General features: G+C 48.2%; 9 protein-coding genes. 2 read left to right on the top strand and 7 right to left on the bottom strand.

The genetic code is table 11. From position 1 onward, the window contains the following. The first annotated feature begins 88 nt into the window (after positions 1 to 88). Positions 89 to 793, top strand: a complete 705-nt coding sequence (locus H065_RS0108260) for a copper homeostasis protein CutC (RefSeq protein ID WP_017812568.1) — start codon at positions 89 to 91, stop codon at positions 791 to 793. Between the two features lie 77 nt (positions 794 to 870). Here the strand turns inward: H065_RS0108260 and H065_RS0108255 are convergent, their stop codons facing one another. The 5 genes from H065_RS0108255 to H065_RS0108235 form a co-directional block, all read right to left on the bottom strand. Further along, the gene (locus H065_RS0108255) at positions 871 to 1,806 is read right to left on the bottom strand and encodes an ROK family protein (protein ID WP_017812567.1); all 936 of its coding nucleotides are present in this window, start codon (positions 1,804 to 1,806) and stop codon (positions 871 to 873) included. A gap of 310 nt (positions 1,807 to 2,116) precedes the next feature. Continuing rightward, positions 2,117 to 4,561, bottom strand: a complete 2,445-nt coding sequence (locus H065_RS0108250; RefSeq protein WP_017812566.1) for a glycoside hydrolase family 31 protein — start codon at positions 4,559 to 4,561, stop codon at positions 2,117 to 2,119. A 412-nt stretch (positions 4,562 to 4,973) separates the two neighbouring features. Further along, on the bottom strand, positions 4,974 to 6,248 hold the full coding sequence (locus tag H065_RS0108245; protein WP_017812565.1) for an ABC transporter substrate-binding protein: 1,275 nt from the start codon (positions 6,246 to 6,248) through the stop codon (positions 4,974 to 4,976). A gap of 165 nt (positions 6,249 to 6,413) precedes the next feature. Continuing rightward, positions 6,414 to 7,250, bottom strand: a complete 837-nt coding sequence (locus H065_RS0108240) for a carbohydrate ABC transporter permease (protein WP_017812564.1) — start codon at positions 7,248 to 7,250, stop codon at positions 6,414 to 6,416. Then, positions 7,250 to 8,179 (bottom strand): carbohydrate ABC transporter permease, encoded by a 930-nt coding sequence (locus H065_RS0108235; RefSeq protein ID WP_017812563.1) that lies wholly within the window; start codon positions 8,177 to 8,179, stop codon positions 7,250 to 7,252. The genes H065_RS0108240 and H065_RS0108235 overlap by 1 nt, the downstream gene beginning before the upstream one ends. A gap of 279 nt (positions 8,180 to 8,458) precedes the next feature. Between H065_RS0108235 and H065_RS0108230 the strand changes: the two genes are divergently transcribed. Then, on the top strand, positions 8,459 to 9,217 hold the full coding sequence (locus H065_RS0108230; protein ID WP_017812562.1) for a TspO-related membrane protein: 759 nt from the start codon (positions 8,459 to 8,461) through the stop codon (positions 9,215 to 9,217). A 120-nt stretch (positions 9,218 to 9,337) separates the two neighbouring features. Here H065_RS0108230 and H065_RS0108225 read toward each other — a convergent pair whose 3' ends face one another. Then, positions 9,338 to 10,303, bottom strand: a complete 966-nt coding sequence (locus H065_RS0108225) for an ABC transporter ATP-binding protein (protein ID WP_017812561.1) — start codon at positions 10,301 to 10,303, stop codon at positions 9,338 to 9,340. Then, entirely contained in the window at positions 10,296 to 11,285 is a 990-nt protein-coding gene (locus H065_RS0108220; protein WP_017812560.1) for an ABC transporter ATP-binding protein, read from the bottom strand. Before H065_RS0108220 ends, H065_RS0108225 begins: the two co-directional genes overlap by 8 nt. Positions 11,286 to 11,287 lie beyond the last annotated feature (2 nt).

Here is an 11,287-nt window from a genome sequence, read left to right as displayed (position 1 = left end):
GCAGGTATCTTATCTATTATAAGGTTGGATGTTCGAAAATTCCATATACACTGTCAAAAATACAATAAATATCAGGAGGAATATGATCATGAGTCCTACCATTTTGCTTGAAGTGATTGCGACGACTCTGGAAGATGCGCGAATTGCAGCCGCAGCAGGGGCCGATCGAATTGAATTGATCGCCTCCCAAGAGGAAGGCGGATTGACTCCTTCTCTGGATTTGATACAACAGATTACGGCAGAGAGCCCCATACCGGTCAATGTTATGATTCGTCCACATAGCCGAAGCTTTCATTATAACTCTGCCGAGCTGGAGCAGATGGTACATGATATCCGGCAAATCACAGCCCATACCAGTGCATCAGCTCTCGTACTGGGTATACTGAATGCTTCCGGGCATATTGACGAAACAGCACTACAGCAGCTGCTTGCAGCAGCAGGAGAATTGCCGGTTACCTTTCACAGGGCGTTTGATGAAATCAGTGATCAGGAAAAGGCGCTATATACCTTATCCCGCTATCCGGCGATCACACGTATTCTGACCTCGGGCGGCCATGATACCGTACTGGATGCACGGGATACTATTACCCGGTTAAACCGAATTGCCCGTCAGCACCAGATCAGTCTGATTGCCGGTGCAGGACTTACCCTGGAGACACTTGGTGAATTCGTCCGTGATACCGGCGTACAAGAGGTTCATCTGGGCAGTGCAGTCCGTCAGGAAAGTAATATTCATCTGCCTCTGGATGCAGCCCGTATCCGTCAGGCCAAAGCAGCAATCATGACACTCTAACTACCTAATTGACCCATGTACACAGCAAAAAGACCCGATCCGCAAAGTAGTGCTGCGAACCGGGTCTTTTTGATAAATCAGGATTGATGCCGCAGTCGATGGTTTTGCATCGCAATCCGTGCTGCTCCGACCATGCCTGCCTGATTACCGAGCAGTGCAGGTTCCAGCAGCACTGGTCGTCCGCCCAGTTCATCGATACGCTGTACCAGCTGCGGCCACCATGTTTCACGTGTAACAATAACTCCGCCACCAATAATGATAGCCTGCGGATCGAAAATCTGATCCATATTGATAATCGTACTCGCAAAATCGTTGATCCAGTTATCCAGCAAATAACGGGCTTCGGCATCGCCTGCCCGCGCAGCATCCATCAGATCGGACAATCCCCAGCCTGTATGATAATTCGCTGCAATCTGGTTCAGTGCCTTGCCGGAAATATACTGCTCTACACAGCCTTTTTTGCCGCAGTTGCACGGACGACCGCCGGGATGAAGAATCATATGACCCAGCTCGCCGGCTCCGCCATACTGTCCCGAGATAATCTCACCGTAATGTACCAGTGCTCCACCCACACCGGTTCCGATCGTCAGCATGATCCAGGAACGGATCACTGCCGCTGCACCAATCCAGTCTTCTCCTGCAGCAGCAGCATGGGCATCATTGACCGTGTAGACCGGCAATCCCGTTGCTTCCATGACACGCTGTGCCAGATGCAGTCCTTTCCATCCGGGTAGATTGTCGGTCGCATCAATAACAATTCCTTTTTCCCGATCAATCCGTCCAGCTGATCCAATACCGATACCATGTATGGTAATAAACTGCTTTTTGATACTGTCGTAGACAATACTTTTTAGTTCATTCGCAATATAGAGAACACGGCTCAGGATAAATTCCGCACCCTGTTCCGCCTGTGTAGGCAGTTCCATTCGCTCAATCATCTGACCCTGTTCGTTCACCAGCGCACCCTTGATTCCAGTGCCACCGATATCTATACCAATCCAGCAAGATTCCATATTGATCATCTCCATGAGCTTAAATGTGTTATGTACTAACAGGGATCTATATCATGTTATCGTGTATTTTTAGCAAAAAAGTTAGCTTTTCCGTGAACTACTGACCCTATCCATTATACGCTATTCGCGTACTTTTATAACAATTACCATTATTTACTTATAAAGGAATATAAAACAGGTGTAATATATTTATTGCCCGCTTCTGAAACCCAAAAAGAGCGTACCACCTTTTTTTCGGCAATACGCTCTTTTTGGGTATTAGTACTTTATAGTACGGGTGTAACTCCAGCGGAGCTGATCATTATCTTGTTCAGACCCGCAGTGTCAATTCATCCAGCTGACGATCCTGAATACGGATCAGTATATCTCCACTATGTTTATCTATACTCCAGCCTGTCTGCCCGGCAGCTAGCTCATCTGCTGTAAGTTGCTGCAGCTGATCAATAGCGGCAGGCGTGAAACCCGGCTGCCGGAGCGTAAACCGAAGATGCTGACGCTGCGGCTGATAACTATCTTCCAGGTAACGGATCGATAGGGTCAGCACTCCCTCCGCACCATTTGCCTGCACATGCAATCTGGAGTATTCCCCCTTCTCATGGGCAAATGTCTCTCCATCATCTTCATACAGCGTATATTCCGCCTGGAATGTATCGGTTGCTTCCGCTCCATAAATATGGAAGTTGACCAGATCATCCACATGATGGTCTGCAGCATGCTGACGCAGTTCGCCTTCGGCTACGATCGCTCCGCCACGAATATATATCGGCATAATATCCAGCGGAGCATGAGCCAGAACCGGCCGTCCACCTTCCTGTTTTTCACCGGTCCAGTAATCGTACCAGATGCCTTCCGGCAGATAGACAGTGCGATAATCGGTATCCGGACGATAGACCGGAGCAACCATTACATCCGGACCAACCAGGAATTGATCACATAGATTGGTCACTTTGGGATCTCTCGGGTACTCCAGCAGTACCGGACGCAGGATCGGCATCCCTGTCTGGGACGATTCGTAAAACAGATTATACAGATGCGGCATCCAGCGGTAGCGTAGACTGATGTACTCCCGGATAATATCTTCCATCTGTTCGCCAAACGACCATGGCTCCTGTCTTACTGTTCCAATCGAAGAATGATTGCGACAATATGGAAAAAAAGCACCCATCTGTGTCCAGCGTACCAGCAGCTGACCCGAAGTATCATGCGCAAATCCGCCAATATCCGGTCCGGCAAATGGCAGTCCGGACAGTCCCATATTCAGAATCATTGGCATTGCCATGGCCATATGCTCCCAGAAACTGCGATTATCACCTGTCCATATTGCAGCATAGCGCTGAATACCGGAATATCCTGCCCGTGTCAGTACAAAAGGACGTCTGCCATCCATATGCTGCTTCATGCCTTCATAGGTAGCTTTGGACATCAGCATACCGTACAGATTATGAATCTCCTCATGGGTGACCGGATTACCGTCATTGTGGTGCATAACATCCGGGTCCATCGTTTTCAGCTCATTAAATACAGCCGGCTCGTTCATATCATTCCAGATCCCATCAATGCCAAGCCTTGTATAAAAGGCATGATGATCACCCCACCACAGGGCCGTCTTGGTGTCTGTAAAATCAGGAAAGGCACTGATCCCCGGCCATACTTTACCCAGATAAATATCTCCTTCCAGTCGGCGGCAGAAATGTTCTTCTTCCACACCTTCCCGGTAGATCGGATATTTGGGATCTTTTTTCACGCCAGGATCGACGATCGGTATGATACGGATGCCCATCTTCTTGAGCTCTTCAATCATGCCCTGCGGATCGGGGAAACGAGTCTTGTCAAAGGTAAACACACGATATTCATCCATATAATGAATATCCAGATAGATTACATCGCACGGAATATTTTTGTCGCGGAAGCTGTGCGCCAGATCCATGACTTCCTTTTGATCCATATAGCTGTACCGGGACTGATGATAGCCGAGTGCCCATTTCGGAGGCAGCGCAATACGGCCGGTCAGCGCTGTATAACGTCGCACGACATCTTTGATCTCAGGGCCATGAATAAAGTAAATATCGTACGCACCAGTCGTACATCCTATCATGTAAGCGACTCCATGAGAGCGCATATCAAAATCCGAACGGCCCGGATTATCCAAGAATATTCCATAGGTCGAGTGATTATGCATATGGATCAGCAGCGGAATAGATTCATACAATGCTTCGATCTCCGGCATATGGGGAGCATAAACATCCGTATTCCACATGGTATAGCGCTCGCCGCGCTTATCCAGAAAGCTGGACTTCTCTCCCAGCCCGTAGAAATGCGAATCGTCCTGCATATTGAACAGTGCATTAATAGCGCCGCGCGGTGTCCAGCTTACGCTTTCCTGATGGGCAATCTCATGACCTTCATGATCCGCCACCGTTAATGCAAACGTTTGCTTATTTAGGGTGACAATAAGCATTCCCGTACGAAAAACCAGCTCCTGTTCATTCTCTTTGACCTCGGGACGCACTTTTTGCTGCTGTGGCAGAACAGCAATCGTCGTGGACAAATCAAGGCTCTGATTATCAAACACTTTGAAACGAAACTCCGCATCCGACAAAAAAACCAGTGCAGCACTTGCCATCTGGCCATGACACAGATAAGTACCTTCGTGTTCTTCCCATTCTTTTAGCTGGCCAAATGAACTCCATACTTGCTGGATAATTCGGCCTTCTACATGATCAGGATGTATAGCTTCGCTTGTATCTTGCATCATTGTGTATTCCCTCCGTCTGTGGTGGTGTGTGTATAAATTACGGAATGACTGAACCTGTTGAATATAGGGGCTGCTGGCTTCACTAATTCAATAAGAGTACAATGCATGCTCATTCCAAAAGTATATTAAGCTATGTAACTCTCATTAATCGACTATGTAGAAATCCATGATATTTTGCATCATATCATCTGTGGTAACGTTTGCACAATAGCTAATATGCACCTCTTTCAGCTTATAAAATAATGTATTTCTACGATATAAGCTCCTATACGTGCTTATGCGTTGATTTACGAATAAAGCTATTTTTGTACAGCTAGCGTTACAAATATCATTTTATATCCAAAAAAAGCAGCCAGCAGAGAAATCCACCGGCTGCTTTTTTGATTTGTAAGCCACTTCACCTGTCTATCTACTAACGCAGCTGCAGATTCACCCACTGCTCCTGCATCTGCTGCAGCATACTCTGACGGTTCAACTCGCCAGCCAGATAAGCCTGCATCGTGCTGGCATAGTCTTTGCTTAATCCCATCGGGAATTTCGGGAAAATCCATGGCAGAATCTTGCCTGCATTGTTGTATTTCACAATATCCGCTCCGATTGGTCCCAGCTGCTTGTCGGAGGTCTGGATATTTTTAAAGGCCGGAATAAATTTAAATTCGTCGGTAATGTAATGTTTACCTGTGTCCGAGCTGACCAGCCAGTTCAGGAACTCTTTGGCTTCTGCTTTGACAGGAGAGTTTTTGTTAACGACCCAGTTGTTCGGTACACGTACAAAGACGCGGTCATTCTCTTCCTTGTTGTTATTAATTGGCATAGGCATCAGACCAATATTCATATCCGGTTTGATTCCGTCAATCTGTACCTGCGTCCAGTTGCCCTGCTGCATCATGGCAGCTTTGCCGTTCGCGAACAGTGTCACCTGGGTATTATAATCGGTTGTGAGCGGATTCGGGTTACCATATTTGACCATCAAATCAAGCAGATTGAGCCACTCATCGAACTTCTCGTTACCCGGAATCTGTGCTGTACCGTTATCCAGCTGCTTCAGGAAGGCAGTAGGATCATCTTGATGGGCAAATGGAATGGTTACGTTATGATTGCCGAGCACCCACCATTCCTGGAATCCATTTGAAAATGGGGTATAGCCTGCTGCCTTGAGCTTCTCGCAAGCGGCACGCAGTTCATCAATCGTGGTAGGCAATTCGGTAATGCCTACTTTTTTGAAAATATCCTTGTTGTAAATAAATCCGTAGCCTTCCAGACCATTCGGCTGACCATAAATATGGCCATCCTTGCTGATCTGCTCTGCGGCACCATCTACGATATTTTTGACCCATGGCTGGTCGGACATATCTTCGAGATATTCGAGCCACAGATTCATCTCTTCATCTCCACCGTTGGTGAAAATATCCGGTTCGTCACCGGCAGCGAATTTGGCTTTGAGAGAAGCCGCATAATCGGCTCCACCGCCGACCGATTGAATCTCCAGCTCCACATCAGGATGCTGTTTCTCATATTCCGCTTTGAGCTTGTTCAGAGCGTCCGCAATCTCGACTTTTCCCTGATAGATGTGGATTACCTTTTTGCCATCGGCGGTTACATTCCCGCCCTGCTGGTTCCCGCATCCGGCGATCAGCACAGACAGGCTGAGCAGCAAGGTGAGCGGGATAAGCCATAACTTTTTCATTGAGGGTCCTCCTGTCTTTCTGGGCTTGGCTGGCACTATACAGGATATCTTGGCTGGCATAGTTAATGCATACCGGCTAGTTCAGGATATCCTGCTTATTGGTTTTGGTATGGAATGAGCAGAGAATTGATAGCTGTCGCATGAACTGTGCAATATTTGCAGATCTTATCCTTTTACCGAACCGGCGGTGATTCCCTGGATAATATAACGCTGCAGGAAAAGGAAGAAGATAATAATCGGCGTGATACCCAGCACCAGTGCCGGCAGCGCCATATCCCACTGCTTGGTGTATTGGCCAAAGAAGCTGTACGTCGCAAGCGGAATCGTACGCATCTCCGGACTCGACAGCATCAGGGATGGCAGCAGATAATCGTTCCAGATCCACAGTGTATTCAGAATAATGACTGTTACGAACATCGGCATCATCAGCGGACACACGATACGGAAAAATACACCATAACGGTTGGAGCCATCGACCCGTGCCGCCTGCTCAATCTCCAGCGGTACATTTTTGACGAATCCATGGAACAGGAAGATCGACAGCGGAGCACCAAATCCCAGATAGCTGACGATCAGACCAAGCATGCTGTTACTCAGACGATATGCACTGGCCATCTCCATCAGCGGCAGCATGATCGATTGAAAAGGAATAACCATTGCAGCGACGAGTACAAAATACAGAATCCGGTTGAACCGGCTCGGATGACGCACCATCTGGTAGGCTGCCATGGCGCTGATCAGCACCAGCAGCAGATTGCTCGCGATAGTAACGATCAGCGAATTTTTGAGCGCAGACGGGAAATCGATTGCTTTCCATGCATCTACATAGTTGCTCCACACGAACTGTTGCGGCCAGGACGCCGAATTGGACAAGATATCACCAAACGATTTGACCGAGTTAATAATCAGAAAATAAAACGGAATCAGGAACACCAGTCCCAGTAAAATAACGATAATTTCCAGAATCAATGTACGGGCGCTGTATTTGCTTTGTACGTCCATTACATCTCAACCTCCCTGCTCTTGGTAGCACGTACCTGAATACTTGTAATGATGGCAACAATTACGAAGAAGATAACCGCTTTGGCGGTACCCAATCCGAGACGGTTATTGGTAAAGGCTTCGTTGTAAATATCCAGTGCGACCGATTCGGTAGCCTTGAACGGTCCACCGCCAGTCAGTGCGAGGTTCAGATCGAACATTTTGAATGCCCAGGAAATTGCCAGGAACAGACAGATCGTTACCGCAGGCATGATCAGCGGCAGTATAATATTGCGAATCACCTGCCAGCGGCTGGCTCCATCAATCTCAGCCGATTCCAGTACATCCTTGGGAATATTGTTCAGCGCGGAGATGTAGATAACCATCAGATAACCGGCTGTCTGCCAGACAAATACAATAACAATGCCCCAGAAGGAAGTTGCCCGGTCACCAAGCCATGGCAGATTGAACAAGCTCCAGCCTGTCGCTTCCCCCACAGCAGCAAAACCACGGATAAAGATAAACTGCCAGATAAAACCGAGCAGCAGACCACCAATCATATTCGGCATAAAGAAGACCGTTCTAAGTATGTTTCTCGTGCGGAGCGGTTTGGTCAGTAAGTACGCGAGGATAAATCCAAGCAAATTGGTCACAATAATGCCGACGACGGTGAATCTGACGGTAAACCAGAACGCATTACGGAAATCGGGATCTTTGGTCAGGATGTGGGTATAGTTCTCAATTCCGATCCAGTTGATCTGGCGGGAGATGCCGTTCCAGTCTGTGAAGGAGTAGTAGACGCCCAGGAAGAAAGGAATAATAACAATCAGAATAAAAAAGAATGTAGCCGGTCCTACAAATACAAGCTGCTGAATCCACTGCGACAACTTGCGCTGCCCCGATGTTCGGGTAACATGGCGTGTTGCCTGAGCCGCTCTGGTATCGTTCATATTTCCAACCCCTTTTGATAATCGACTTTTTCCATATTCTTATTCGCAATATATTGTTATATACCCAAAGTTTGATAGAATGATGTCACTTGATCATCTTTTTTTGTAAACGCCATCATTTTGGACAGTACGGGGATATCCGAATCGAAATAAGTGTCTTATCACAGTAACGTTCACAAAATAATCTGCTATCAGCCTTTACAATAAGCCAAACTGCGGGTATATAAAGAGAGTACTGTTTTTTTCAAACTACATATCCCACCAAAGGAGGCAATACTCTTGGCAAAACTGAATATTTACCGCTGGCTCAACGTGCTGGGAATTGTAGGCGTACTGATTGTCAATTACATGGCAAGCGCGCTTACCCTGTTCGGAAGAGACACAGGCGATATCTCGGATCAGTATGAACTGTACATCACTCCGGCAGGCTATGCCTTTTCGATCTGGTCGCTGATCTATGTGCTGCTGATCGGATTCATTATCTATCAGTTCCGCAATACGGATGAGAGTCGCGAATCGGTCAGCGCTGTTGGTCCGTGGCTATTCCTGAATTCCCTCTGTAATATGGGCTGGCTGATGCTCTGGCATTCGCTTGAACTGGAATGGGGCGTACTCGTTATTGCTCTGATGCTCATCACTCTGATCATTCCTTATCTGCGCATCCGCAAAATCGTTCAGCCAACAATGGCACAGATTCTGCTTGTGAAGCTGCCGTATAGCATTTATATGGGCTGGGTATCTGTCGCTACGATTCTGAATACAGGGATCGCACTGAACAAAAATGGATGGGACGGCTTTGGATTATCACCGACTGTCTGGTCAGTCATTGCACTGGTAGGCGGTGCGCTGCTAGCTATTATTATCAGCTACCGGTACCGGGACAGCATCTATCCGCTCGTATTCGTCTGGGCGTATATCGCGATTGCTGTGAAGCACCCGGATCTTCAGGTCACTCACTGGACAGCACTGATCGCTGCGATTCTGCTGTTTGTATATTCGATCTGGATCTTCTTTGTACGTAACAAATCACGGGATTGATCCTGATTACGATCCAAAAAGGCTGTTCTCCATTTGAGGAGAGCAGCCTTTTATGTATAATGCAGTGTAGTTAGCGGTACAGGGATAACAATATGGTTCTCATGATCAACCATGCGTAGTTTAGACCAGATGGCAGGCGACCCAGTGATCATTGCCGGCATCGCGAAATACAGGTATCTCTTCTCGACAGCGCTTCTCTGCAAAAGGACAACGGGTATGGAATTTACAACCGGATGGTGGATTCGCGGGACTCGGGATATCGCCCTTAAGTACAATCCGTTCACGCTTCAGCTTTGGAATAGGTACAGGTACAGCAGACAGCAGGGCTTTTGTATAGGGATGCAGCGGATGAAGGAATAATTCGTCCCGGGAAGCTTTCTCTACCATCGAGCCGAGATACATTACCCCTATAGTGGAGCAGAGATGTTCCACCACGCTAAGATCATGGGAGATAAACAAATAGGTAATCCCCCGTGTCTCCTGCAGATGACTGAACAGGTTAATAATCTGCGCCTGAATCGACACATCCAGTGCCGATACCGGTTCATCCGCAATAATGAGATCCGGATTCAGAATCAACGCGCGGGCAATCCCAATACGCTGCCGCTGTCCACCGGAGAACTCATGTGGAAACCGATCCATGTGATACGAAGACAATCCGCAGGATGCCAGTACATCCTGTACCTGCTCCCGTACTTCAGCCGGAGAAGCCAGTTCATGATCCAGCAGTGCCTCTCCAATCGCATCTCCGATCCGCACACGCGGATTCAGTGAGCTGTACGGGTCCTGGAAAATAAGCTGCATACGTGGACGCAGTCGGCGCAGCTTTTGCTCGGATAGCTGGTACAGATCAATCCCCTGGAAATGAACATCCCCAGCTGTCTTGTCCATCAGCCGGATCGCTGTTCGTCCGACAGTAGACTTGCCGCTGCCTGACTCACCGACCAGACCAAATGTTTCTCCCGGACGAATGGCAAAGCTGATATCGTCGACCGCTTTCACATGACCGACGGTACGGCTGAACAATCCGGATTTGACCGGGAAATATTTCTTGAGATGACGAATGTCCAGCAGTGCCTCAGACATGAACAGCGGCCCCCTTTTCATACAGCCAACAGGCTGTCTTTTGCCCATTGTCCAGTTCTCGCAGCGGCGGCTGTCGCTCCCGGCAAATATCCATGCAGTGCTCGCACCGATCATGAAAATAGCAGGAGGTTTTCAGTTCCAAGGGATTGGGCACATAGCCGGGGATGGAATAAAGCGCTTTTTGCCGCTGATTCATAACCGGCTTGGAGCGCAGCAGCCCCTGGGTATAAGGATGACGAGGATGCTCAAATAGTTCTACGACTCCGCCTTCTTCCACCACTTTGCCGGAATACATAACGATCACATAATCCGCCATCTCGGCGACAACACCCAGATCATGAGTGATTAGTAGAATCGACATTCCCCGGTCTTCCCGGAAGCTGCGCAGCATATCGAGAATTTGCGCCTGAATCGTAACATCCAGCGCTGTCGTCGGCTCGTCTGCGATCAGCAGCTTGGGTTCGCAAGAAATAGCGATAGCAATCATGATCCGTTGCAGCATACCACCGCTCAGTTCATGCGGATAGGCACGGATAATCTGCTCGGGACGGGAAATCCCCACCTCTGTAATCAGTTCCAGTGCCCGCTGCTGAGCGGCTTTACGGCCGAGTTTGCGGTGAATCATCAGCGGCTCGGCCAGCTGTTCACCAATAGTTAATACCGGATTAAGCGACGACATCGGTTCCTGAAAAATCATCGAAATCTCATTACCACGGATCGCACGCAGATGATTACGGCTCAGTTCCAGCAGGTTCTCGTCTTCAAATTCGATAGCTCCTCCAGCAATTTGTCCGGCCGGCTCTTCAATCAGTCCCATCACAGATAGTGCCGTGATACTCTTGCCACAGCCGGATTCCCCAACGATACAGACGATCTCGCCCGGTCTGACCCGAATACTGACATCGTCTACAGCGTGGACAACTCCTTCATCCGTCTGAAACTGCGTCCGCAGGTTACGGATATGCAGCAGATTATTTGTCATGA

The sequence above is a fragment of the Paenibacillus shenyangensis genome, from assembly GCF_000346635.1.
Classification (GTDB): Bacteria; Bacillota; Bacilli; order Paenibacillales; family Paenibacillaceae; genus Saccharibacillus; species Saccharibacillus dauci.
The sequence above is the reverse complement of the archived record's forward strand: the minus strand, read 5'-3'. Positions and strand labels throughout refer to the sequence as shown.